This window comes from Pseudomonas sp. LjRoot277 (genome assembly GCF_964253845.1).
Lineage (GTDB): Bacteria > Pseudomonadota > Gammaproteobacteria > Pseudomonadales > Pseudomonadaceae > Aquipseudomonas.
Genome location: NZ_CAXURI020000001.1, coordinates 645,456 through 670,429, shown reverse-complemented (window position 1 = coordinate 670,429; position 24,974 = coordinate 645,456). Strand labels below are relative to the sequence as shown.

The window sequence follows — 24,974 nt, the reverse complement described above, 5'->3', positions numbered from 1 at the left end:
AAGCCCTGATCGAAAGATCAGGGCTTTTTTATTTGAAGCAAAATCAAAAGCGGTTTACACATCCATTCCCAGCTCATGCTTGACCAGCTCCAACAGCTTGCCGGTATCGACAGGCTTGAGCAGGAAGTCGACCACGCTCAAGTGCATCGCAGCGATCGCATCTTTCACGTCGGCGTCACCGGAAACGATGATGAACGGCATTGCCGCCCGAACCGATTCACGGACCTGCCGGATCAGGTCCAGACCACCGACATTTCTCATCCGCAGATCAGTAATCACCAGGCCAATCGATGGCATCGTCTCCAACATCCTGAGTGCAGTTTCGCCACTGGCGGCAGTCATGCAGCGCACTCCGTCCAGCGCCAGAATCTCCGACAGCAACTCGCGCGCGTCTTTATCGTCGTCGACGATCAGCACCCGCTGCGGCGGCAGGTCAGGTTCCAGCATGACGTCACTCAGCGCCTTGCGCTCGGCGTCACTCAAAATATCGTGGTCGGACATGGCTTTCTCTGCTTTTCCAATTCAATTGCCTATCACTTCCGTGTGACATCACCCGGCAGACCTTCAGGGTGCACTTCGTCGGAAAGCTTTCCTATAGCCAATGTAGGAGGTTTTTCCCACAGTTGCGTAAGACATTTCCCAAATACCTACAGGTTCACTGCCTACCTAGACTTACGTCCAATGGGCACCCCGCGCGCAGGGGCCGACCATGGCCAGGTCATCCGACAACAACAATTCAAAATAGACTGCGGTAATGGTTATGAGTAAAGCGGACGCCTTCACACAGGCAGGGAAAACCGCGGTGTTGCAGAACATCCAGGGCACTTTGCAATTCCTTCAGCGCTTCCCGCCCTTCAATCAAATGGAACACGCCCACCTGGCGTACCTGGTCGAGCAGTGTCAGCTGCGTTTTTATGCGCCCGGCGAGAGCATCCTCAAGCCCGCCGACGGCCCGGTTGAGCATTTCTACATCGTCAAGCAAGGCCGGGTCGTGGGTGAACGCCCCCATACGGCCAAGGGCGGCACCGAAACCACCTTCGAGATCACCACCGGCGAGTGTTTCCCCCTCGCCGCGCTGCTGGGTGAGCGCGCGACGCGTACCGAGCATCTGGCCTCCGAAGACACCTTTTGCCTACAGCTGAACAAGCTGGCGTTCATCAAACTGTTCGCACTTTCCAACGCGTTTCGCGACTTTTCCCTACGCGGCGTGAGCAGCCTGCTGGATCAGGTCAACCAACAAGTCCAGCAAAAAGCCGTGGAAACCCTCGGCACCCAGTACTCGCTCAATACCCGCCTGGGCGAATTGGCCATGCGCCACCCGGTGACCTGCAGCCCGACCACGCCACTGCGTGAAGCCGTGACCCTGATGCATGGGCAGCAGGTCGGCAGCATTGTGGTGGTCGACGAACATAAATCGCCGCTGGGCATTTTCACCCTGCGCGACCTGCGCCATGTGGTGGCCGACGGCACTGACGATTTCAACGAAGCCATCGAACGCCACATGACCCGGGCGCCGTTTTACCTGTCGCCGGACCACAGCGCCTTCGATGCGGCGATTGCCATGACCGAGCGGCACATCGCCCACGTCTGCCTGGTGAAGGATCATCGCCTGTGTGGCGTGGTCTCGGAACGTGATCTGTTTTCCCTGCAACGGGTCGATCTGGTGCATCTGGCGCGGACTATCCGCAGCGCCCAGAAGGTGGAAAATCTGGTCGCGATGCGCGGCGAGATCGGCCAACTGGTGGAACGCATGCTGGCCCACGGCGCCTCTTCAACCCAGATCACGCACATCATTACCCTGCTTAACGACCACACCGTCTGCAGGGTGATCGAACTGACCCTCGCCGAGAAAGGTGATCCCGGCATTCCGTTCAGTTGGCTGTGCTTCGGTAGCGAAGGCCGCCGCGAACAGACGCTGCACACCGATCAGGACAATGGCATTTTGTTCGAAGCCCGGGACGCGGCCCACGCCGCCGAGATTCGCGGCAAATTGCTGCCCATTGCCCAGCAGATCAACCAGAGCCTGGCGCTCTGCGGTTTCACCCTGTGCAAGGGCAATATCATGGCCGGCAACCCGGAGCTGTGTTTGTCCCGGGCCGAATGGTCGCGACGTTTTGCGGCGTTTATCCGCGAAGCAACGCCGGAGAACCTGTTGGGTTCGAGCATTTATTTCGACTTGCGGGTGGTCTGGGGCGACGAGCAAGGCTGCGAGCAGCTGCGTAAGGGCATTCTCGATCAGGTGAATGACAACCGACTGTTCCAACGGATGATGGCCGAGAACGCCCTGCGTAACCGTCCGCCCGTAGGACGTTTCCGTGAGTTCGTACTGGCTCGCAAGAATGGCGAGAAAGCCACTCTGGACTTGAAAATCCAGGGGCTGACGCCTTTTGTCGACGGTGCCCGACTGCTCGCGTTGGCCCATGGGGTCGAGGCGAACAACACGCTGGAGCGCTTTCGCCAACTGGTGGACAAAGAAGTCATCGAACGGCTGGACGGTGCGGCGTACGAAGAGGCCTATCACTTCATCCAGCAAGCGCGCATGCAGCAACATCAGCTACAGACCCGGGAGAACTTGCCCTACTCCAACCGGGTCGATCCAGACAGCCTCAATCATCTGGATCGACGGATCCTGCGTGAATCCCTGCGCCAGGCACAACGCCTGCAAAGCAGCCTCGCCCTGCGGTATCAGCTATGAGCCTGTTTTCATGGTTGCGCCCGGCAGGTCCGAGCCTTCCCGGCGAACTCCAACAACGTCTGCAACGCTTGCCCCCGGCGGCAGAGCTCGGCGAATGCAGCCTGCGCGAACAGCGCTGGGTGGTGCTCGACCTGGAAACCACCGGGCTGAACCTGAACAAGGACCGAGTGTTGTCCATCGGCGCGGTAGTGATCGAGGACGGCGCGATCGATTTCAGCCAGCAGTTCGAGCGCACGTTGCAATGCACCGACATGAAGTTGGCTCCCAGCGTGTTGATCCATGGCCTGGGGCCGAGTGCGATTGCCGCGGGCAGCGATCCGGCTCAGGCCCTGGTCGAATTCATGGAATTTGTTGGCGACAGCCCGGTGCTGGCGTTTCACGCGCCGTTCGATCAGCACATGCTCGGGCGCGCCTTGAAAGACCATCTGGGCTACAAGTTGCAGCATCCGTTTCTGGATGTGGCTGATATCGCACCGTTGCTTTGCCCTCAGGCGCACATTCGCGATGCCGGTCTGGATCAGTGGATCGACTGGTTCAAACTGGAAGTGTTCGAGCGCCACAATGCCAGTGCCGATGCGTTGGCCACCGCTGAACTGGCGTTGATTTTATTCAGCCGGGCGCGGCAGATGCAGATTCATAGTCCGTTGAATTTGCAGCAGCGGTTGAGTCAGTGGAAGCGCAGACAGCGAGCGCCTTCTTTCTGACAGCCACCGCAATCCTTTGTAGCAGCTGCCGAAGGCTGCGTTCGGCAGCTGCTACAAAATCCGTGCGGGTCCTAAAAATCTGGTTATCCCAACCCGACCAGCGCCAATTGCTTACCTCCCCCGCCTCTGACACAATCGCGAACAATTCTCGTTAGTTAATACTTCCCAATCGGTGATGCTACGTGTCGTCAGTCCAAAGCCCTCAAAGTGAGCTCGTTGGTGCGTTGTATCGCGACCATCGCGGTTGGCTATTGGCCTGGCTGCGACGCAATGTAGCCTGTCCGCAACGGGCCGAAGACCTGAGTCAGGACACTTTCGTGCGTTTGCTGGGCCGTGAAGAACTGAAGGAGCCACGCGAACCGCGCGCGTTTCTGGTGGCGATTGCCAAGGGTCTGCTGTTCGACTATTTCCGCCGCGCTGCGCTAGAGCAGGCCTACCTCACCGAACTGATGCTGATCCCCGCAGGTGAACAACCGTCGGTGGAGGAACAGCAACTGATCCTCGAAGACCTCAAAGCCATCGACCGCCTGCTCGGCAAGCTTTCAAGCAAGGCCCGGGCGGCGTTTCTCTATAACCGCCTCGACGGCCTCGGCCACGCCGAAATCGCCCAGCGACTGGGCGTGTCAGTGCCGCGGGTGCGTCAGTACCTGGCCCAGGGCATTCGTCAGTGCTACATCGCGTTGTACGGTGAGCCGGTATGAGTCCGGTCAGCTCCAAACCCGTCTCGGCGCAGGTGCTGGATGCCGCGATTGCCTGGCAATTGTCCCTGGACTCCGGCAACCCGGTGGAGCGCGAAGAGTTCGCCAAATGGCACGCCGCCCACGAAGAACATGCGCGGGCCTGGCGCCAACTGGGCATGCTCGACCAGCGCTTCAGCGTCGCCAGCGGCCCGGCTCGCACCGCGTTACTGCAATCGCGCGAAAGCATTCGCCGGCGTGTGCGCAAACTCGGCAGCGGCGTGGCCAGCATCGTCGCGGTGATCGGGTTGGCGTTGTTCGCCGGTGATCGTTATTTGCCGATCGACTATTGGCTGGCCGACCAGCGCACCGCCACCGGTGAGCAACGCACCCTGCGCCTGACCGACGGCACGCTGATCAACCTCAACACCCACAGTGCCGTGGATGTGCGTTTCGATGAAAAACAACGGCTGATCATCCTCCAGGAAGGGGAAATCCTCGTCGAAACCGGCCATGGCGACGCCCGGCCGTTTATCGTCGAAACCCGCGAAGGCAGCATGCGCGCGTTGGGGACAAGGTTCCTGGTCAAGCGCGAAGAAGAAGGCACGCGCCTGAGCGTGCTGAAGTCGGCAGTGGCGGCCCATCCCCAGTCGAGTCCCGAAGAGCAGATTCTGCGTGAAGGCCAGCAAGTCCTGATGCGCAGCAATGGCCTTGGGCCGATTGTCGCGCTCAACCTCGGCGCCGACGCCTGGACCCGCGGCATGCTGGTGGTGGACAACACACGGCTGGAGGACCTGGTTCATGAACTCGGTCGTTATCGCCGCGGGTATTTGGGGGTTGCACCTGAAATCGCCGATCTGCGGATCACCGGCAGCTTCCCGCTGCACGACACCGATCTGGCCCTGAGCGCCCTGCTGCCGACCCTGCCGGTGCAGATCGAACAGCACACGCCGTGGTGGGTGACGGTGGCGGCAAAAACTGAGGCCAAGCCCTGAGAGGGATTGCGTCTGATAGACCGCTTTCGCGAGCAAGCCCGCTCCCACATTCGACCGTATCCTCATGGAAGAACTCGGTGAAATGTGGGAGCGGGCTTGCTCGCGAAGGGGCCATCAGCCTCGCCACATCAAAACGACTTGTTTACTGAATCGAAATTATTTTCAATCAACCCTATCACTTTTGAACTCTCGTTCGGCACCTGAGCAATTGAGAAATATTTCCATTCAGGAGCCGCTGTATGTCCCGTTCGCTCGACACCTTGTTGCGCCCCAGTTTGCTGGCGATTGCCATTGCCCTTTGTGCCCCTCTGGCCAGCAGTCAGCTGATGGCCGCTGAACAGGCGTCCAGCGTTCGCGCTTACAACCTGCCGGCCGCGCCATTGGCCAGCACCCTGAACCAGATCGCCAGCCAGGCCGGTCTGGCGCTGTCGTTGAATCCTTCACTGGCAGCGGGCAAGACCTCGGCGCCGGTCAAAGGCCAGTTCGATGCAGCCGGCGCCCTGCGCGAAGCCTTGCGCGGCAGCGAACTGCAACTGGAACAGAGCAGCGCAGGCACTTATAGCCTGGTGGCCGTGCCTGAAGGCGTGATGGCCCTGCCGGAAACCGCCGTCATTGGCGTGGAAAACACCGAAAGTGCCTGGGGACCGGTGCAAGGTTACCTGGCGACCCGCACCGCCGCCGGCACCAAGACCGATACCGCGCTGGTCGAAGTACCGCGCTCGATTTCGATCGCCACCCGCGAGCAAATGGACGACCGCAATGTGCATAGCCTCGATGACGCGGTGCGCTACATGCCCGGCATCACCGCCAGCAGCTACGGCAGCGACACCCGTGCCGACTGGTTGCGCGTGCGGGGTTTCGAACCGACGCAGTTCCTCGATGGCCTGCCACTGCCAAAAGGCGTGTACGCCAACCCGAAACAGGAGACCTGGAACCTCGACCGCCTCGCCCTGCTGCGCGGCCCGGCCTCATCGGTTTACGGCCAGACCCCGCCAGGCGGTTTGCTGGACATGGTCAGCCGTCGCCCCAGCGCCGTGTCGAGCAGCGAAATCCAGGTGCAATATGGCAGCGATAATCATCGCCAGATCAACTTTGCCAGCACCGGCAGGATCGATGACGAAGGCCAGTTCCTCTACGGTTTGAGCGGTGTGGTGCGCGACAGCGGCACGCAGATCGACCACGTCGACAACAAGCGCTACAACATCGCGCCGAGCCTGACCTGGAACATCGACGAAGACACCAAGTTCACCCTGCTGACGCAATTCACCCGTGACGATACCGGCATCACCAGCCAGTTCCTGCCGGTGCAGGGCACCAGGATCCATTCGCCGCTCGGCAAGATTTCCCATCACAAGAACCTCGGCGACCCGGACTGGGAATTCTACGACCGCACCTACTACGCACTGGGCTACACCTTTGAACATCGCTTGAACGATGTCTGGCAGTTCAAGCAGAACCTGCGCTACACCAAATCGGACCTGTCCTTCCAGGCCCTCACCCCCGGCGCCTACCCGTACACCCAGGTCGATGCGGATGGCAACGTTGGCCGCTCGAGCACCAGTGTCGACGAGGACATCAGCCAGTTCGCCGTGGACAACAACTTCCAGGGCGACTTCGCGACCGGCGACATCCGTCACACCCTGTTGATCGGCCTCGATCACCAGCGCACCAACACCAACTACACCTCGATCTTCGGCGACGGGCTGACCACTAACGTCAACAACCCGATCTATGGCCAGCCCATCGTTCGTCCGCCACGTTCGGCGGCGTTTTACGACTACAACCAGAAGACCTACCAGACCGGTTTGTACGTCCAGGACCAAATGGCCCTCGACCAATGGCGCCTGACGTTGGGTGGTCGTGAAGACTGGGTCCACACCGGCACCAAATTCTTCAACAAAGGCGATGCCACCAACACCGAGCGCGACAAGAACTTCAGCGGCAACGCGGCGATCAGCTACGTGTTCGACTCGGGCTTCGTGCCCTACCTGTCCTACTCCGAATCGTTCCAGCCGACCAGCAACGCCACGGCATCGCCGACCGATTCGCTCAAGCCGACCGAAGGCAAACAGTGGGAACTGGGCATCAAGTACCAACCGCCTGGCAGCAGCACCCTGCTGACCGCGGCGGTCTACGACCTGACCCAGAAAAACGTCTCCGTCACCACGACCAACTCGGACAACGTTTCGGTCACCAGCCAGACCGGTGAAGTGAAAGTCAAAGGCCTGGAACTGGAAGCCGTCTCCGACGTGACCGAGAACCTCAAGGTCATCGCCGCTTACACCCTGGCCAAATCCGAAGTGCAGAAAGGCGACTTCAAAGGCAATCGCCTGCAACTGATGCCCAACCAACAGGCTTCGCTGTGGGCCGATTACACCTGGCACAACGGTGTGCTGGACGGTTTCGGCATCGGCGCCGGCGCTCGCTACACCGGCAACACTTACGGCGACCAGGGCAACACCTCGCTCGGCAAGGCTGACGCCTACACAGTGTTCGACGCCGCGGTTCATTACGACCTGGGCCGTCTGGACAACAGCCTGAAAGGCGCCTCCCTGGCACTGAACGCCACCAACCTGTTCGACAAGGACTACATCTCCACGTGCGACAGCTTCTATTGCTACTACGGCGACCAACGCAGCGTCGTCGCCAGTGCCACTTACAAGTGGTAATGGCCTGACCTGACACGCCCAAGACCCGAGTCGTCCGACATGGACGGCTTGGGTATTTCTGAAGGCCATGAAATGAAAAGCAAAACAATTCGCCGCTGGTCCTTCGTCCACACCTGGGCCAGCCTGATCTGCACCGTGTTCCTGCTGATGCTCGCGCTGACCGGCCTGCCATTGATCTTCCATCACGAGATCGACCACCTGCTGGGCGATGCCGCTGAATTGAAGGCAATGCCGGCGGACACTCCGCTGCTGAATTTGCAGCAGTTGGTGCAGGCGGCTGAAAAGCATCGTCCCGGTGAGGTCATGCAGTATTTCGGCTTCGATGAAGACGAGCCCAACGCCGCGATTACGATCATGGCGGCCACCGCCGGCACTGAACCGAATTCGTCTCACACCTTCATGCTCGACGCCCGCACCGGTGAAGCGCTGGAAATGCCATCGGCCAATGGCGGCTTCATGATGATCATGTTGCGCCTGCACGTGGACATGTTCGCCGGTCTGCCGGGCAAGTTGCTGCTGGCGCTCATGGGGATTCTGTTCGTGGTGGCGATTGTCTCCGGCACGGTGCTGTACCTGCCGTTCATGCGGCGCTTGAAATTCGCCACCGTGCGCCAGGACAAATCCACCCGCCTGCGCTGGCTCGATCTGCATAACCTGATCGGCGTGGTGACGCTGACCTGGGCCTTGGTGGTCGGCGTCACCGGCGTCATCAGCGCCTGCGCCGACCTGTTGATTGCCGCGTGGCGCAACGACAGCCTGAGCGCGATGGTCGCGCCGTATCGCGACGCACCGCCACTGACACAACTGGCGCCCGCGACCCGCTTGCTCGACATCGCCAAGGAAGTCGCACCGGGCATGCAGCCGGACTTCATTGCCTTCCCCGGCACACGCTTCTCCAGCGAACACCATTATGCGGTGTTCATGAAAGGCAGCACCCACCTGACCTCGCACCTGCTGACACCGGTGCTGATCGACGCCAGTACCCTGCAAGTCACCGCCGTGGCCGAACGCCCGTGGTACATGGACGCCATGGGCATGTCTCAACCGCTGCACTTCGGTGATTACGGCGGCATGCCGATGAAGATCCTCTGGGCGACGCTGGATGGGCTGACCATCATCGTCCTCGGTAGCGGGGTTTATCTTTGGGTGGTGCGACGCAAGGCTGCGAAACCGGTGCTCGATAACGCGGAGAGTCCAGCATGAGGCCGCGGCAGTCGAATTTCTGGAAGGTCTTTTCCACCCCCACGGTTATCGCCCTGCTCAGCGCCGCGGGGTTGTTTTCCGCGTTACTGGGGGATGGCGTGTGGGATGCCCTGAGCTGGCTTGGCCTGGGCATTCCCGCAATCCTCGCCCTGCGCGGCCTGCTGCAACGCCGCTAACAACAGCGAACCTGTTGCGTGAAACACGCGCTATGCTGCCCAGCACTGTCCCACACCGAGACGCTGCCATGTCCGCACCCAGCATGACCCTGTTCCATAACCCGTTGTCGCCCTTCGTTCGCAAAGTCATGGTGCTGCTGCACGAAACCGGTCAACAGGACCGCGTGGCGTTGCAAGACTGCGTGCTCACACCGGTCAGCCCGGACCTGATACTCAACGAAGACAACCCACTGGGTAAAATCCCGGCCTTGCGCCTGGCCGATGGCAACGTCATCCATGACAGCCGGGTGATCCTCGATTACCTCGATCACCAGCACGTCGGCAACCCGCTGATACCGCGCGACGGCTCAGCCCGCTGGCGGCGCCTGACCCTGGCCTCCCTGGCCGACGGGATCATGGACGCTGCGGTGCTGATTCGTTATGAAGTCGCCCTGCGTGCCCCGGAAAAACACTGGGACGAGTGGCTCGATGGCCAGCGCGAGAAGATTCGTCGCGGCCTGGCATTGCTGGAAGTGGACGCGATCGCCGAGCTGACCAGCCATTTCGATGTGGCGGCGATCAGTGTTGCCTGTGCGTTGGGTTACCTGGATTTGCGCCATCCGGATCTGGAGTGGCGCACGACGAATCCGAAGCTGGCGAACTGGTACTTCGAGGTGAGTCAGCGGGCTTCGATGCTGGCGACGATGCCGAAGGTTTAGAACTTCGCTGGCTGTCAGGGCCTCTTCGCGAGCAAGCCCGCTCCCACAGTTGATCGGTTGTGTGCACGAATTTTGTGTTCACTGAAGATCCCTTGTGGGAGCGGGCTTGCTCGCGAATGCACCACACCGGATCTAACGGAAACAACCCGAATATCAGCGTCGCCAACACCTCCCCCTCCCGCTGATCCTCACGCAACCCCAACGACCGGCTCATTCCACCGCTCCCATATCAAACACCAGCGGCTTGGCCGACTTCTGCCCAATCCCATACCAGTCCAGCTTGCGGGTCAGCACCATAAACACGCCCAACAACCCGAACAACAGCAGCGAACCCATCAATAACGCGTAATCCTCTGCACTCAGCAAGCCATAGAGCAAGCCATACAACGCCGCCAATCCCGCCGAAAAACTCAAGCCGTGACGCACGCTACGCAGCACATGGCAGACATAAAAACCGATCAACAACACACAGCCGCCCGCCGACAGCAGGTACGCCAGGGCAAAGCCGATGTGCTCGGACAGCGACAGCAACAGCAGGTAGAAAAACGCCAGGGCCACGCCCACCAGCGCGTATTGCACCGGGTGTACCGCCAGGCTTTTCAGCACTTCGAAGAGGAAGAAACCGGCGAAGGTCAGGACGATAAACAGCAATGCATATTTGATGGCCCGATCGCTTTTCAGGTACTGATCCACCGGGTCGATGAAGCTCACACCGAAACTGCGGCTCTTGAACTCGTCACAACGGTCGCTGGTCAGGCAGTTGGTCAAGGCTTCTTCCAGGTTGGTGGAAAAGAACGAAGTCTGCCAATTCGCGGTAAAACCTGTCCCGGTGACTTCACGCTGAGCCGGCAAATAGTTGCCGATAAAGCTCGGGTGAGGCCAGTTGGCCGCCAGTTGCACCTTGTTGGTTTTGCCGACCGGAGTGACCTGCAACTGGCCGGTGCCCTGCAGGCGCAGGTCAAAGGCGAACGCCAGTTCCGCGCCTTTGTGCCTGTCCAGCGCGGGCAACATGACGTGTGCCCCCTCGCCTAGCCAGCCCAGCTGCGTGCCCGGTTCAAAGTCCAGACTCTGACCATTGAGGTCCAGTTTCAGGGCATTTTCGATCCCGCGGATATCGCTGATGCCTATCGTCAGAAACGCTTGATCAAACTGATAATCGGCGAAATCTTCCTTGATACCCAGCTGCGCGGGAATCGAAAACAGGCCGCTGATGTGGTTGTCGGCGTGGTACAGCCGCGCCTCGTAAATACCCCGCGAGCGCAACTCGGTCTGCACCTTGCCGTCGAGCTCGAAACGCTCCGGCAGAAAATACAGATGGCCGCGTTCTTCGCCGGTTTCCTGGTAGCGCTTGTTGGTTTTCTCATTGGTCTTCCAGATCCGCACCACTTTGCGATACGGCACCACCATGATCGGACCGCTCAGTTGCTGGCTGTAGCTGGAGCTGCGGGCGATGTCTTCGAGCACGCCGTCGCGCAGTCGCTGGCGGTCATTGATGATCCCGTTGATCAGCAGCAGAGGAATCATCAACAGCAGAATCAAAAGGGCAATCGCCCCCAGTTTTAGGGTCAGGCTACGGTTCATGGGACTCTCCCTGTTTGGATGGGGGGAGTCTGGGATGGGTGTGTGGGGGATTTATGGGCGGAATGTGGAGAGTGTGTGAGAAGTTCAAGAACCACCCCTCACCCTAACCCTCTCCCCAAGGGGTAGAGGGGACTGATTGATGTGATACGTAGAAAATTGGCGACTTGAAATATTGAGTCGAACTCAGAATTTGAAAGACTTGAAGATCGGCTCCCTTTCCCCCTCTCCCCCGTGGGGAGAGGGCTGGGGTGGATTTAAGCAGGCATACGCAATTTGACTTCAACACCGCCGTCAACATTGCCGATGTTCAATGACCCACCATGCAACTTGACCACCTCTTCAACGAAGTTGAGCCCCAACCCCGTGCTCTTGCGCCCGCTGTCCGGGCGCGGCAGCGAATAGAAGCGCTCGCTCAGTCGCGGCAACGCATAGTCGGGAATCGCCTCGGCCTGGTTAAAAAGTTTGAATTCGATTTGCTCGCCGACCTTCGCGGCACTGAATCGCAACACGCCCGTTGCAGGCGTGAAATCCAACGCATTCTCCAGCAAATTACCCAATGCCTGACGCAACAGGAACGGTTCACCGGTCAGAGCCAGATCCGCTGCAATGGTTTGTTCCACGCGCAACTGCTTGCCTTCGATGCGCGCCGCCTGAGCGTTCAGTAATTCATCTACCAACTTCGCCAGCGGCACTGTCACCCGCGCTTCCAGCCCTTGGCGTTGCTCGACCAGGGCCAGATTCAACAGGCGTTCGATCAACTGCTGCATCCGCGCGCTTTCGCTGTCGATGTTGCTGACAAAACGCTGCTGCTGAGCCAGCGGCATCTCGCCTTGCAGCAACTCTGCTGCGCCGCGAATCGCCGCCAGCGGGCTTTTCAGTTCGTGGGTCAATGTGTGCACGTAACGCTCGACATAGGCTTTGCCTTCGAGCTGCGTGCGCATCTGCTCCACCGCCGTCGCCAGCTGTTCCAGTTCGCCGCCACGGTAGTGCGGAACCTCGACCCGCCGGCCTTCACTGACTGCCTGTGCATAAGCCGTCAATCGCCGCAGCGCCGCGCTCAACCACCACGACAACAACGCGCCGAACAGCAGACCGAGGCCGATCAGCCCGGCCCCCCAGGCAAGCAATCGCCGTTCGGTGCGATCAACGTACGGCTGCAACGAGCTGTTGGGTTTGGCGACGGTAACCACGCCGATGATCTGGCCGTTGTCGCGAATCGGGGCGCCGACGTGCATCACTGAGGAATTCGGATCGTTTGGATCGCTGCGGCTGGAACGAGCGCCGTATTCGCCTCGCAGGGTCAGTAAAACGTCGTTCCAGCGTGAGTAATCCTGCCCCACTGCCACACCGCTGGAGTCCAGCACCACGACGCCTTTGGCATCAGTGACGTAAATGCGGTGGTTGACCTGATTCTTCGGCAATCCCCAGATGCTCGCCTTCGGTTGCCGTTCGCCATAAGCCTTGAGCAGTTCGGGCCAGCGGTTCTGGTTCAGGGTGCCGGCCTTGAAGTCGTCGCGCAGGATTTCGGCCATGAGATTGGCGGTGTCGACCAGCGTTTCTTCGGTGGACTGGCGCACGCCGGGACGGATTTCTTCCATCACGGTGTTCAACACGAAGTAACCGGTCAGGCCGATGAACAGCACGTAGACCAGAAAAATCCGGATCCCCAGAGGCATCAGCTACGCCCCGGGCTATAGCTGTAGCCGAGGCCACGATGGGTCTGGATCGGTTCTGCGTCGGCTTTCACCTGGCGCAGTTTGGCGCGCACGCTCTTGATGTGGCTGTCGATGCTGCGCTCGTACCCGGCATCGGCGGCGACACCCAGCGCATCGAGCAATTGCTCGCGACTGAAGACGCGTTCGGGTTGGTCCAGCAGGCATTGCAACAGACGAAACTCATGGCGGGTCAGGGTTAGAAGCTGACCGCGATAGCTGATCTGCACCCGTTCGCTGTCAATGCGAAACAGCGCCGATGCCACCTCGGCGGTCGCTCGCGGCGCCACGCGTTTGAGAATCGCCCGGACCCGCGCCGCCACTTCCCGAGGGCTGAACGGCTTGACCACGTAATCGTCGGCACCGATTTCCAGCCCCACGACGCGATCGATTTCGGCATCACGGGCGCTAAGGAAGATCACCGGCACTTCGCTGAAACGCCGCAATTGCTTGCAGGTCTCGAAGCCGCTGATGTCCGGCAGACCAATGTCGAGAATGATCAGGTCAGCCGGGGTCTGGCGCTGATGGTCAAGCGCAGCCGCGCCAAGGCTCAGCCAGGTGGTGGTGAAGCCCTCGCCCTGCAAGGCGAAAACCAGGGTGTCGGCAATCGCCGCTTCGTCTTCGACAATCAGGATATGGGGCATGGCGTCCGAGCCCGGCAGTTAAGTGGGCGAACGGTGCCCCAAGGCTCACGTCACGTCAATGAGACCACTTGAAATCAGCAGTCTGGCTTGTCCGCCGTAAAGCGCCGTGCCGGGTTCACCGCCGCGCCGAACTCACGCAAGGCTTTGGCACCGATCAACAAAGGGTAGTTGAAGCTGCTGCGGTCGGTGAGGTTGACCTCCACGGTGCGCTTGACGTTGCCCAGGCACAGTTCCAGATCGACCACCGGACGCTTGGTGGGTTCGACCGCTTCGTTATCGTCCTCGTCTTCCTCGGAGCGGGTCTTGATCTTGCTGATCCGCGCGACCTTGTGTTCGTAGACCTTGTTGCTCGCGCCTTTGGTGGCGAGGCGGAAACGCACCCACTCGTCGCCATCGCGGGTAAAGGTTTCGATGTCTTTGGCCGACAGCGACGCGGTCAGGGCGCCGGTGTCCATCTTGGCCTTGAGGACTTCACCACCGATTTCCGGCAGCGCGATGTATTCGTAGCGCCCGTACAAGGTCGGCTCAGCGGCCAGGACCGGCAGGGCCACTAGGGAAAGCAGTGCAAGGAGGGATTTCACGTAATGGGCTTCCTTGAGGAAATTGGGGCGCAGATGCCAAATTCTAGACCGCAAAAAACAACGATAGTTGGATCAGTACAACCTTTGTGGCGAGGGAGCTTGCTCCCGTTCGGCTGCGCAGCAGTCGTGGTACGGCTCACAGGGTGTACCTGAAAAATTGAAGTGCATGATTGGGGGCCGCTTCGCAGCCCAGCGGGAGCAAGCTCCCTCGCCACAGAGATCTCATAACTCTGGGAGGTTAACGGTCCAAAGGTGAAACATTCGTCGTCACCGATTTGGCCTGCCGTCCGAAGCTGCTTATCATTGCGCGCCCAAAGGCTTTCAAGAGTTATTTATGCGCCGCCTGCTCACCGGCTGTTTCGTTACCCTGCTGCTGTTGCTCAACACCCTGGTCCTGTTCGGGCCGCTGATGGTGTTCGCCTTGCTCAAACTGGTCCTGCCCGGTCGCTTGCGTGATTACGCCTCATGGACGGTGATGGGGATTGCCGAGACCTGGGCCGAAATCGACAAGCTGATTTTCCGCCTGTGCATCCCCACGCAATGGGACATCCGTGGCGGTGATGACCTGCGGGTCGACACGTCGTATCTGGTGATCAGCAACCATCAATCCTGGGTCGATATCCCGGCGCTGATCCAGACGCTGAATCGCCGCACGCCGTTCTTCAAGTTCTTCCTCAAGAAAGAGCTGATCTGGGTGCCGTTCCTGGGGTTGGCGTGGTGGGCGCTGGATTACCCGTTCATGAAACGCTACACCAAGGCATTCCTGGCGAAGCACCCTGAGCTGGCCGGCAAGGATCTGGAGATCACCCAAGCAGCGTGCGAGTTGTACAAACGTCAGCCGGTGACGGTGGTCAATTACCTGGAAGGCACTCGCTTTACCGCTGCGAAACGTGCCCGGCAGCAATCACCCTTCACCCACCTGCTCAGGCCCAAGGCTGGCGGCGTGGCGTTTGTTCTGGCGGCAATGGGCGAACAGCTGGACGCCGTCCTTGATGTGACGGTGGTGTATCCGCAGCAGACGATTCCGGGTTTCTGGGATTTGCTCAGCGGCAACGTGCCGAAGGTCATCATCGACATCAAGACCCGCGAACTCGACCCGGCGCTGTGGCAAGGCGATTACGAAAACGATCCGCAGTTTCGCGAAACCATCCAGAACTGGGTCAACCAGCTCTGGATCGAGAAGGACCAGCGTATCGACGCATTGCGCGCCGAGCGCCGCTGAATCAGGTACCGGTGCCTGCGCCCCAGATCCCGCCCAGGTTTGTCAGCAGTGAGCCGCCGACGCCCTGCTGACCGAAAAATTGCAGAAGCACGGGGGCAAACAGGCCGATCATGCCAGTGTCCATGCCCAATGCGTTGAAGGCACTGTTCAGGTCGTTGGTGTTATTCAGGTTGCCCAAGACGTTGCCCAGACCTGCCGCTTGACCGGACGAGCCAAGCAAGCCGCTGAGGACACCCAGTTCACCGCCACCGGACAGTAAGTCGATTCCGGGCACGCTTTTGGACAACGCCGAGTAGTCGGTCGAACTCAATTGATTCTTCGCCAGACCGAGCATCGCCCCGGCACCGCCAATGGCTTGTTCTGGCGTCACGTTTAACTGGCTGAGGGCACTCAGCAGACCGGCCGCCTGCGCGGTCGTCGCAGTCGGCGCGGCTGCGGCGGCGTCATCGTCCTGCGTGCCGGAGAGGGCATTGGCCGCATCGAACAGGCTGAACTGAGCAAAGACCGGACTGGCCGCCAGACACATCAGCGAAGCCAGTGCAAAACCGCGTGAAATCTTCATTCAGACATCCTCATGTGCCATGAAAACCGCCCGGCAATGGGCAGCGAAAAACCGTGTGTTGGACTGGCATCCCAGGGGATTGTTCCGAGTCTTGGCGAGCCCCCGACGAACAGTCGAAAAAGAATTGACCGGTGCTGCATCCAGTCTGGCCCCGCCCGCGTATATCAAGCACGGACAGACATTCCTGGCCGATTCCCTGCACGAGGATCATCACCATGAAACGCACTTCGATCAAAACGCCGTTGATTGCCAGCCTGCTGACCCTGGCCCTTGGCGGCGGATTCGTCCTGAACACCGTGCAAGCGGCAGACACGAGCCACGCGGTCATCGTCGGCGGCCAAAGCATGATGCCGAGCAAGGACATCATCGATAACGCGGTGAACTCCGCCGACCACACCACCCTGGTCGCCGCCGTGAAAGCCGCTGGCCTGGTGGATACCCTCAAGGGCAAAGGCCCGTTCACCGTGTTCGCCCCGGTCAACTCGGCCTTCGCTGCGCTGCCGGCCGGCACTGTCGATACCCTGCTCAAACCCGCCAACAAGGCGACCCTGACTCACGTCCTCACCTACCACGTGGTCGCCGGGAAACTCGACATGATGACCCTGGCCGAGAAGATCAAGGCCGGTGGCGGCAAAGCCGAACTGACCACCGTCGCAGGCGGCAAGCTGTGGGCGATGATGAACGGCCCGCACAACATCACCATCAAGGATGAAAAAGGTGACGTCGCCGACATCACCACCTATGACGTGTACCAGTCCAACGGTGTGATTCAGGTCATCGACAAAGTACTGATGCCGAAAAGCTGAGGGGTGCCGCCGACCCCGCCCATCGGGGTCGGCGGTTGTCCGAGGTGGCCACCCGTGAATGGAACAACGACGCACCGTGAACTAACCTCTGCCTGCAACCGGCACCTCACCCAGCCCACTTCGACTGCCCGGAGAACTGCCATTCCCACCGCCGACGCCGATCAGCTCAGGCAGCTTTTGGCCCAGTGTTCACTGGGCGACCGCCGCGCTTTCGAGACGCTTTACCGCAGCGTCGGCCCACGGCTGCATGGCGTAGCGCTGCGGTTCATGGGGCGGCCGGATCTGGCTGAAGAAGTGTTGCAGGAAAGCTTCGTGCGCATCTGGAACAACGCCTCGCGCTACGACGCCCATCTGTCGGCGCCGCTGACCTGGATGATTAACATCACCCGTCATCAGGCCATCGATCAGTTGCGCAAACACCGCGACCGGCCGTTGAGCGACCTTGAAGAACAGGCGCTGGTGGATGAAAGCCCATCGGCCCACGAACAACTCAGCCGTGCCCGTGAGGCCACCGCGCTGAACCGCTGCCTGGAAAGCCTCGACGGCATGCAGCGTCAATCGATCACTGTGGCTTACTTTCAGGGGTTGTCCTGCTCTGAGCTCGCCGAACACCTGGCCGCGCCGCTGGGCTCGGTGAAATCCTGGATCCGTCGCGGTATGGAGCGACTGCGCAGGTGCCTTGAATCATGAACTATCAAACCCCCACCCTGCGCCGCGCCCTCGCCGCCGATTACGCCATCGGTTTGATGCCTTCTGCCGCTCGTCGGCGTTTCGAACAGCTGTTGCTGGAAGACGCGGCGCTTCGTGCGGAATTGGCGCAGTGGCAGGAAAGCCTCGCGAGTCTGACCGAAGCCCTGCCGGAGCAGCCGGTGCCGGATCGGGTGTGGCAGGGAATTACGGCGCGGATTGAGCCGCAAGTGCTGCACATGCCGGAAAAACGTCGGTTCTGGAGCTGGTTACGAGTGACGGCTGCGGTTTGCTCACTGGTGATCGCCGTGACGTTGGGTGTGATCTATAACCGCGACAGCGCGCGTTACAGCGCTACATTGCTGACCGCCGACGCGCAGCCTGCGTTGAAGGTTGAAGCGCATGAGGATTATTTGAACGTTGAGCCGCTGACGCTGGCAGCGGTTGATCCCGGGCGCAGTCTGGAGTTGTGGGCGATTCCGGCGGATGGCAAGCCGATTTCACTTGGGGTGATTCCGGCGGGCGGCAAGGGGCGCGTAGAGCTGAGCGATGTGCAGAAAGCGCTGATTGGCAAACCGATTGCGTTGGCAGTCAGTCTTGAACCGAAGGGCGGCTCGCCGACAGGGCAACCGACGGGACCGGTGTTGTATCAAGGGGCGTTGGCGGCCTTGTAAACCACCCCTCACCCTAGCCCTCCCGAAACGTCGGACCGCCCGGAGGTAGAGGGGACTGACCGAGTTGTTCTTCGAGCTACATCGACCTGAAATATCGAGTCGAACTCAGGATCTGAAAGGCCCCCAATCTGCTCCCTTTCCCCTCTCCCCTATGGGGAGAGGGCTGGGGTGAGGGGTGGCTCTCAGACTCACCAACAATTTTAGCCAAAAAAAAACGGCGACCCTGGGGTCGCCGTTTTGTCTTGCGTGAAGCCTTACGCCGCACTAAACAACTTATGCGGATCGATCACAAACTTCTTCGGCACGCCCGCATCGAACTCGCCATAACCACGTGGCGCGTCATCCAGGCTGATGACTTCCACACCCACGATGTCGGCAATGTGGATACGGTCCCACATGATCGCCTGCATCAGCTGGCGGTTGTACTTCATCACTGGCGTCTGGCCGGTGTGGAAGCTGTGGGATTTGGCCCAGCCCAGACCGAAGCGGATGCTCAGGCTGCCCATTTTCGCGGCTGCATCGACTGCACCCGGATCTTCAGTCACGTACAGGCCTGGGATACCGATTTTGCCGGCAACCCGAACCACACCCATCAGCGAGTTGAGCACGGTGGCCGGAGCCTCGTGTTTCACGCCGTCATGGCCGTGACCGCGCGCTTCGAAGCCCACGGCGTCGACGGCGCAATCCACTTCTGGCTCGCCCAGCAGTGCAGCGATCTGTTCGTGCAGCGGGGTGTCCAGGGACAGGTCGGCGATTTCGAAACCCTGAGCCTTGGCGTGTGCCAGGCGGACGGTATTGACGTCACCGATGATCACCACCGCTGCGCCCAACAGGCGAGCGGAAGCGGCGGCGGCCAGACCGACAGGACCAGCACCGGCGATGTACACGGTGCTGCCAGGGCCAACGCCGGCCGTCACTGCGCCGTGGTAACCGGTCGGCAGGATGTCGGAGAGGCAGGTCAGGTCACGGATTTTTTCCATCGCGCGATCGCGATCCGGGAGTTTCAGCAGGTTGAAGTCGGCATACGGCACCATCGCGTATTCAGCCTGGCCGCCGGTCCAGTCGCCCATGTCGACATAACCGTACGCACCGCCCGGACGCGCCGGGTTAACGCTCAGGCAAACACCGGTGTGCATTTCCTTGCAGGAACGGCAGCGCCCGCAAGCCACGTTGAACGGTACGGACACCAGATCGCCGATTTGCAGGTTTTCGACGTCGCTGCCCTTCTCGATCACTTCACCAGTGATCTCGTGGCCCAGTACCAGGCCGGTTTGAGCGGTAGTACGGCCACGCACCATGTGCTGGTCGGAACCACAGATGTTGGTGGAAACCACACGCAGGATGACAGCGTGATTAATCTTCCTGCCGCGCGGGTCCTGCATTTTCGGATAGTCGATTTTCTGTATTTCGACTTTGCCATTGCCGAGATACACCACACCACGATTGCCAGACATGCTTTCACCTCGCTGTTGTTTTTATGTAGCGGTCGCGTCGCCAAGGATCGGCGGCGCGTTGATTGCTCGGGTAGATCACTCGGCAGTTAAAGAACAACCGTTCTGTTCGCGTTCAAAAACACTCGTCTTTCAATGTGATAACCAACAGCCCGCGCCAACGTCAGCCCTTCGATATCCCGCCCCTTGGCGATCAAATCTTCCGGGTAATGACTGTGGTCCACGGCCTCTACGCCCTGGGCGATGATCGGGCCTTCGTCCAGGTCGTTGTTGATGTAGTGCGCCGTGGCACCCACCAGTTTCACGCCCTTGTTGTAGGCCTGGTGATAAGGCTTGGCGCCCTTGAAACCGGGCAGCAGGGAGTGATGGATATTGATCGCCTTGCCGTCGAGTTTCCGGCACAGCTCGGGCGACAGGACTTGCATGTAGCGGGCGAGAATCACCAGTTCGGCGCCGGACTCTTCGATCACCTGCCAGACCTGACGCTCCTGGGACGGTTTGTCGTTCGGGTCCAGCGGGAAGTGGTGGTACGGAATCTGGTGCCAGTCCGCCAACGGCTTGAGGTCCGGGTGGTTGGAGACCACAGCGGCCACGTCCATCGACAACTGGCCGATGCGCTGGCGGTAGAGCAAATCGTTGAGGCAGTGATCGGCCTTGGAAACCATGATCACCACTTTCGGGCGGTAGTTCGGCGCCGTGAGTTCGAAGATCATGCCGAAGGCTTGGCCGCGTTCTTCGAGCCCTGCGCGGAAGGCTTGTTCGTCAAAGCCGTCGGGCTGACGGAATTCCACACGAATGAAGAAACGGCCCGAAAGCCGGTCATCAAAGGAATGGTGTTCGGTGACGTAGCAGCCCTGCTCGAACAGAAAGCGGGTCACCGCGTCCACGGTGCCGAGAACGCTTGGGCAGTCGGCGGTCAGAATCCATGTGTCTGGGGCGCGGCTCATAGTGCGGTGACTCCTGTTCATTGTGCTGGGTGTCAGGGAAATCCACCCCTCACCCTAGCCCTCTCCCAGAGGTAGAGGGGACTGACCGAGTTGTTCTTAGAGCTACATCGACCTGAAATACCGAGTCGAACTCAGGCTCTGAAAAACATGCAAATCGGCTCCCTTCCCCCCTCTCCCCTCTGGGGAGAGGGTTGGGGTGAGGGGTGGCTTTTAAGCCTGAACACTCAAGCCGTATTCAGCCGCAGCATCCTGCAACCACAACCACCAGTAATCCGAGAAGCTGCGACGAATCAGCAGTTCCCAGGTGTCTTCGGCGGTATGGCGGATCATCAGTTGCGACTTGGCAAACACGGTGCCCACAGCCTTGCCCACCGGGAAGCTGTTCGGGTGCACGTCGTAGCTGGTGGACTTCATCAGCACCTGGCGCACGTTCGGGCCGCTCAGTTCGAGGAGCTGCTGGCCGCCGCTGACGTTGGTGATCGCAATATGCAGGTCGCCCAGCGCTTCACGCAGTTTCTTCTCGGCGGCGAATTCTTCACCGGTCGGCACGATCAGCAGCCATTCATCCGGCCCCATCCATTGCAGGCTGGTTTCGCCTTTGACGACGACGGTCAGCGCGCCCGGCAATTCGATACCGAGGGCTTTGTGCACCCCGGCAGCGAACGCAGCATCATGGCCATCGCCACGAATGGTCAGGTGGCCGAGGAGTTTTTTCTCACGCACGATCACGCCGGCGCTTTTGCGGCCCTTGCCCACCAGGCTGGCGAGGTCGGCATGATGCAGCGACGACTCGGCCTTGGCCCCAGTGGTTGGGCGTTGTTGGTAAACATTGGCTGCGGTCATAAAGCACCTGTCCTGAATTCTTTTTGTACTCCCTGTGGAAGCAGCGTTGCCGCCATCGCGAGCAAGCTCGCTCCCACAGGGAATCGCTGTGTCAGACGTTCTGGCGATCGCCTTTCGGATCGAAGAACACCGAAGAAACGATTTCCGCTTCGATCACGCTGCCATCGGCCAGCGGTGCGAACACGCGCTCACCGATACGCTTCAAGCCGCCCTTCACAACACCCATGGCAAACGAATAACCGAGGGAGTTGTGCAAGTAGCTGGAGGTCACGTGGCCGACCATGGTCATCGGGATCGCCTGCTTGGTGTTGAACACCAGTTGCGCACCTTCTGGCAGCCATTTGGTCGGATCGATCGGCTTCAGGCCCACCAACTGTTTGCGCTGATCACGCACGCAGTCTTCACGGTTCATGCCACGCTGGCCGATCCACGAGAACGGTTTGGTGCGACCGACACACCAGCCCATGTTCAGGTCATCCGGGGTCATCGAGCTGTCAGTGTCCTGACCGACGATGATGAAGCCCTTCTCCGCACGCAGTACGTGCATGGTTTCGGTGCCATATGGCGTCAGGTTGTACTGCTTGCCGGCCTCGACGATTTTCTCGAGCACGCCCATGGCGTAGTCGGCCTGCACGTTGACTTCGTACGACAGTTCACCGGTAAACGAAATCCGGAACACCCGCGCTGGTACGCCGCCGACCAGACCTTCTTTCCAGGTCATGAACGGGAACGCTTCGTTGCTCAGGTCAATGTCGGTGACTTCGCTGAGCAGCTTGCGGCTGTTCGGCCCGGACAGGGTCATGGTCGCCCAGTGATCCGTCACGGAAGTGAAGTACACCTTCAGGTCTGGCCATTCGGTCTGGTGATAGATTTCCAGCCATTGCAGCACGCGTGCAGCGCCGCCGGTGGTGGTGGTCATCACGAAGTGGTTGTCGGCGAGGCAGGCGGTTACGCCGTCGTCGAAGACCATGCCGTCTTCTTTGCACATCAGGCCGTAACGGGCCTTGCCCACGTCGAGCTTGGTCCAGGCGTTGGTGTAGATGCGGTTGAGGAACTCACGGCAATCCGGGCCCTGGATGTCGATTTTGCCCAGGGTCGAAGCGTCCAGCAGGCCAACGCTGTCGCGCACGGCTTTGCATTCGCGCTTCACGGCGGTATGCAGGTCTTCACCGTTTTTCGGGAAGTACCAAGGACGTTTCCACTGACCGACGTCTTCGAACTCGGCGCCGTTCTTCACGTGCCAGTGATGCAGCGCGGTGAAACGCACAGGCTCGAAGATGTGCCCACAGTGACGGCCGGCTACAGCACCGAAAGTGACCGGCGTGTAGTTCGGACGGAACATGGTGGTGCCCATCTGCGGGATGGTCACGTTCAGCGAACGGGCGGCGATGGCCAGACCGTTGACGTTGCCGAGCTTGCCCTGGTCAGTACCGAAGCCCAGTGCGGTGTAGCGTTTGACGTGCTCGACCGACTCGAAGCCTTCGCGGGTCGCCAGTTCGATGGCGGCCGCGGTGACGTCGTTTTGCAGGTCGACGAATTGCTTCGGCGCCCGTGCGGTGGCTTTTTCGTGGGGCACCTGGAACAGCGCCAGTGTTGGCTCTTCCAGACGGCTCAGGGCTTTCGGCAAGGTGCCTTCGACCACGCTGAAACCGGCTTCGCTGGCTGCGCGAGCGCCGCCTTCAAAACCATCGGCCAGGGAATCGCCGAGACCGTAGACGCCGTTGATGCCACCGACGCACACGCGTTTCTGCGGTGCTTCGCCCGGTACGAAACCGAGGATGTCTTCACGCCAGATCGGCTTGCCACCCAAGTGCGACGCCAGGTGAACCACCGGGCTGTAACCGCCGGAGCTGGCAACCAGGTCGCATTCAAGCCACTCACCTGGGCTGGTCACGGTGTGCGCTTTGACATCGATCGCGGCAACGCGAGCGGCGGTCACGTGCTTGCTGCCACGGGCCTCGATCACGGCGCTGCCGGTCAGGATGCGGATGCCTTTGGCGCGCGCTTCTTCAACCAGCGCACCGCGCGGATTGCTGCGGGCATCGGCAATGGCGACAACTTGCAGGCTGGCGTCGAGCCAATCCAGAGCAACGCGATAGGCGTGATCGTTGTTGGTCGACAGCACCAGTTTTTTGCCCGGAGCCACGCCGTAACGACGCACGTAAGTCGACACAGCGCCGGCGAGCATGTTGCCCGGCACGTCGTTGTTGCCGTAAACCAGCGGACGCTCGTGAGTACCGGTCGCCAGCACTACACGCTTGGCGCGAACGCGGTGGATGCGCTGACGTACCTGGCCAATCGGGGCGCGGTCGCCGAGGTGATCGGTCAGACGCTCGTGAATGGTCAGGAAGTTATGGTCGTGGTAACCGTTGACCGTGGCGCGCGGCAACAGCAGCACGTCCGGGGTGTCTTTCAGTTCAGCGATGACGCTGGCGACCCATTCGGCGGCCGGTTTGCCGTCGAGGCTTTCGCGGGAATCGAGCAGGCTGCCGCCGAACTCTTCCTGTTCATCGGCGAGGATTACGCGCGCACCGCTGCGGGCAGCCGCCAGTGCAGCGGCCAGGCCAGCAGGGCCACCGCCGACGATCAGCACGTCGCAGTGCTGGTTCATGTAGTCGTAGGTGTCCGGATCGTTCTCGGTCGGCGAGCGGCCAAGACCGGCGGCCTTACGAATGTACTTCTCGTAAGTCATCCAGAACGATTGCGGGTACATGAAAGTTTTGTAGTAGAAGCCCGGCGGCATCAGCTTGCCGCCGACCTTGCCGAGAATCCCCATCATGTCGTTGTTCACGCTCGGCCAGCCGTTGGTGCTGGTGGCGACCAAACCTTGATACAGCGCTTGTTGCGTGGCGCGTACGTTCGGGATCTGCGTGGCTTCGGTCGCGCCGATCTGCAGCACGGCGTTCGGCTCTTCGGCACCGGCGGCAAAGATGCCGCGCGGACGGGAATACTTGAAGCTGCGACCGATGATGTCCACACCGTTGGCCAGCAAGGCAGCGGCCAGGGAGTCGCCTTCAAAGCCTTTGTAGGTCTGGCCGTTGAAGGTGAAGTTCAGCACTTTGTTGCGGTCGATCCGTCCGCCGTTGGACAGGCGATTGATCTGGCTCATACCTTCTCTCCCAGAGCCGTGGCGGCCGCTTTCGGGCTATCGGTCTTGTCGGTGAACTGCGGCTTGGCGCCGATCTTGTAAGTCTCGAGAATCTCGTAGGTCACGGTGTCACGGGTGGCGTTGAAGTACTGACGGCAACCGGCGACGTGATCCCACAGCTCGTGGTGCAGACCGCGAGGGTTATCGCGGAAGAACATGTAGTCGCCCCACTCCTCGTCGGTGCAGTTGGTCGGATCCAGTGGACGCGGGATGTGCGCCTGGCCGGATGCGTGGAATTCCTCTTCGGAGCGCAGTTCGCCGCAGTGAGGACAGAAGATATGCAACATGGGGATTTCTCC

Annotated in this window: 23 protein-coding genes; 12 read left to right on the top strand and 11 right to left on the bottom strand. The window is 60.4% G+C overall.

The features are described 5' to 3' along the window. Positions 1–54: 54 nt before the first annotated feature. A complete protein-coding gene (locus ACSQ87_RS03170; protein WP_223431251.1) occupies positions 55–501 on the bottom strand; it encodes a response regulator in 447 nt (148 codons plus the stop codon). Positions 502–754: 253 nt separating this feature from the next. Between ACSQ87_RS03170 and ACSQ87_RS03165 the strand changes: the two genes are divergently transcribed. The 8 genes from ACSQ87_RS03165 (at position 755) to ACSQ87_RS03130 (ending at position 9,817) form a co-directional block, all read left to right on the top strand. After that, entirely contained in the window at positions 755–2,695 is a 1,941-nt protein-coding gene (locus tag ACSQ87_RS03165) for a putative nucleotidyltransferase substrate binding domain-containing protein (RefSeq protein WP_223431250.1), read from the top strand. Beyond that, positions 2,692–3,399, top strand: coding sequence for a 3'-5' exonuclease (locus ACSQ87_RS03160; RefSeq protein ID WP_056741265.1), 708 nt, complete (start codon positions 2,692–2,694; stop codon positions 3,397–3,399). The genes ACSQ87_RS03165 and ACSQ87_RS03160 overlap by 4 nt, the downstream gene beginning before the upstream one ends. Before the next feature lie 182 nt (positions 3,400–3,581). Further along, entirely contained in the window at positions 3,582–4,100 is a 519-nt protein-coding gene (locus ACSQ87_RS03155) for an RNA polymerase sigma factor (protein ID WP_033053398.1), read from the top strand. Continuing rightward, positions 4,097–5,071 carry a FecR domain-containing protein gene (locus ACSQ87_RS03150; protein WP_223431249.1) on the top strand — a complete coding sequence of 325 codons (975 nt, stop codon included), beginning with the start codon at positions 4,097–4,099 and terminating at the stop codon, positions 5,069–5,071. The genes ACSQ87_RS03155 and ACSQ87_RS03150 overlap by 4 nt, the downstream gene beginning before the upstream one ends. Positions 5,072–5,310: 239 nt before the next feature. Continuing rightward, entirely contained in the window at positions 5,311–7,740 is a 2,430-nt protein-coding gene (locus ACSQ87_RS03145; RefSeq protein ID WP_436273346.1) for a TonB-dependent siderophore receptor, read from the top strand. Positions 7,741–7,812: 72 nt separating this feature from the next. Continuing rightward, positions 7,813–8,943: a PepSY-associated TM helix domain-containing protein gene (locus ACSQ87_RS03140; protein ID WP_436273345.1), complete on the top strand. Its 1,131-nt coding sequence runs from the start codon at positions 7,813–7,815 to the stop codon at positions 8,941–8,943. After that, entirely contained in the window at positions 8,940–9,119 is a 180-nt protein-coding gene (locus tag ACSQ87_RS03135) for a hypothetical protein (protein ID WP_074871475.1), read from the top strand. The genes ACSQ87_RS03140 and ACSQ87_RS03135 overlap by 4 nt, the downstream gene beginning before the upstream one ends. A gap of 68 nt (positions 9,120–9,187) precedes the next feature. After that, positions 9,188–9,817 carry a glutathione S-transferase gene (locus ACSQ87_RS03130; protein ID WP_436273344.1) on the top strand — a complete coding sequence of 210 codons (630 nt, stop codon included), beginning with the start codon at positions 9,188–9,190 and terminating at the stop codon, positions 9,815–9,817. 210 nt (positions 9,818–10,027) lie between these two features. Here the strand turns inward: ACSQ87_RS03130 and creD are convergent, their stop codons facing one another. The 4 genes from creD to ACSQ87_RS03110 form a co-directional block, all read right to left on the bottom strand. Further along, a complete protein-coding gene (creD, locus tag ACSQ87_RS03125) occupies positions 10,028–11,398 on the bottom strand; it encodes a cell envelope integrity protein CreD (RefSeq protein ID WP_436273343.1) in 1,371 nt (456 codons plus the stop codon). Positions 11,399–11,652: 254 nt separating this feature from the next. Next, complete coding sequence (gene creC, locus ACSQ87_RS03120) at positions 11,653–13,074, bottom strand: two-component system sensor histidine kinase CreC (protein WP_436273342.1); 1,422 nt, start codon at positions 13,072–13,074, stop codon at positions 11,653–11,655. Further along, entirely contained in the window at positions 13,074–13,754 is a 681-nt protein-coding gene (creB, locus tag ACSQ87_RS03115) for a two-component system response regulator CreB (RefSeq protein WP_436273341.1), read from the bottom strand. The genes creC and creB overlap by 1 nt, the downstream gene beginning before the upstream one ends. A 74-nt stretch (positions 13,755–13,828) precedes the next feature. Beyond that, a complete protein-coding gene (locus ACSQ87_RS03110) occupies positions 13,829–14,335 on the bottom strand; it encodes an ATP-dependent zinc protease family protein (protein ID WP_095127169.1) in 507 nt (168 codons plus the stop codon). A gap of 334 nt (positions 14,336–14,669) precedes the next feature. Here ACSQ87_RS03110 and ACSQ87_RS03105 point away from each other — a divergent pair, with 334 nt between their 5' ends. Continuing rightward, the gene (locus ACSQ87_RS03105) at positions 14,670–15,557 is read left to right on the top strand and encodes an acyltransferase (RefSeq protein ID WP_223431242.1); all 888 of its coding nucleotides are present in this window, start codon (positions 14,670–14,672) and stop codon (positions 15,555–15,557) included. Position 15,558: 1 nt separating this feature from the next. Here the strand turns inward: ACSQ87_RS03105 and ACSQ87_RS03100 are convergent, their stop codons facing one another. Beyond that, positions 15,559–16,119: a DUF2780 domain-containing protein gene (locus ACSQ87_RS03100; RefSeq protein WP_436273340.1), complete on the bottom strand. Its 561-nt coding sequence runs from the start codon at positions 16,117–16,119 to the stop codon at positions 15,559–15,561. A gap of 215 nt (positions 16,120–16,334) precedes the next feature. Between ACSQ87_RS03100 and ACSQ87_RS03095 the strand changes: the two genes are divergently transcribed. Genes ACSQ87_RS03095 through ACSQ87_RS03085 form a run of 3 tightly spaced genes read left to right on the top strand, consistent with a single transcriptional unit; the run spans position 16,335 to position 18,286 of the window. After that, entirely contained in the window at positions 16,335–16,925 is a 591-nt protein-coding gene (locus tag ACSQ87_RS03095; RefSeq protein ID WP_436273339.1) for a fasciclin domain-containing protein, read from the top strand. Positions 16,926–16,979: 54 nt separating this feature from the next. Then, positions 16,980–17,615, top strand: a complete 636-nt coding sequence (locus ACSQ87_RS03090; RefSeq protein WP_436273338.1) for an RNA polymerase sigma factor — start codon at positions 16,980–16,982, stop codon at positions 17,613–17,615. Then, complete coding sequence (locus ACSQ87_RS03085; protein WP_436273337.1) at positions 17,612–18,286, top strand: anti-sigma factor; 675 nt, start codon at positions 17,612–17,614, stop codon at positions 18,284–18,286. The genes ACSQ87_RS03090 and ACSQ87_RS03085 overlap by 4 nt, the downstream gene beginning before the upstream one ends. 254 nt (positions 18,287–18,540) lie before the next feature. Here ACSQ87_RS03085 and fdhA read toward each other — a convergent pair whose 3' ends face one another. The 5 genes from fdhA to ACSQ87_RS03060 all read right to left on the bottom strand — a co-directional run bounded on the left by fdhA (position 18,541) and on the right by ACSQ87_RS03060 (position 24,962). Next, a complete protein-coding gene (fdhA, locus tag ACSQ87_RS03080; RefSeq protein ID WP_007947729.1) occupies positions 18,541–19,740 on the bottom strand; it encodes a formaldehyde dehydrogenase, glutathione-independent in 1,200 nt (399 codons plus the stop codon). 86 nt (positions 19,741–19,826) lie between these two features. Continuing rightward, positions 19,827–20,684: a formyltetrahydrofolate deformylase gene (purU, locus tag ACSQ87_RS03075; RefSeq protein ID WP_046045318.1), complete on the bottom strand. Its 858-nt coding sequence runs from the start codon at positions 20,682–20,684 to the stop codon at positions 19,827–19,829. A 210-nt stretch (positions 20,685–20,894) separates the two neighbouring features. Then, on the bottom strand, positions 20,895–21,527 hold the full coding sequence (locus tag ACSQ87_RS03070; protein WP_436273336.1) for a sarcosine oxidase subunit gamma: 633 nt from the start codon (positions 21,525–21,527) through the stop codon (positions 20,895–20,897). Between the two features lie 91 nt (positions 21,528–21,618). Continuing rightward, positions 21,619–24,636, bottom strand: coding sequence for a sarcosine oxidase subunit alpha (locus ACSQ87_RS03065; protein WP_436273335.1), 3,018 nt, complete (start codon positions 24,634–24,636; stop codon positions 21,619–21,621). Continuing rightward, positions 24,633–24,962 (bottom strand): sarcosine oxidase subunit delta, encoded by a 330-nt coding sequence (locus ACSQ87_RS03060; protein ID WP_123368610.1) that lies wholly within the window; start codon positions 24,960–24,962, stop codon positions 24,633–24,635. Before ACSQ87_RS03060 ends, ACSQ87_RS03065 begins: the two co-directional genes overlap by 4 nt. Between the last annotated feature and the right edge of the window lie 12 nt (positions 24,963–24,974).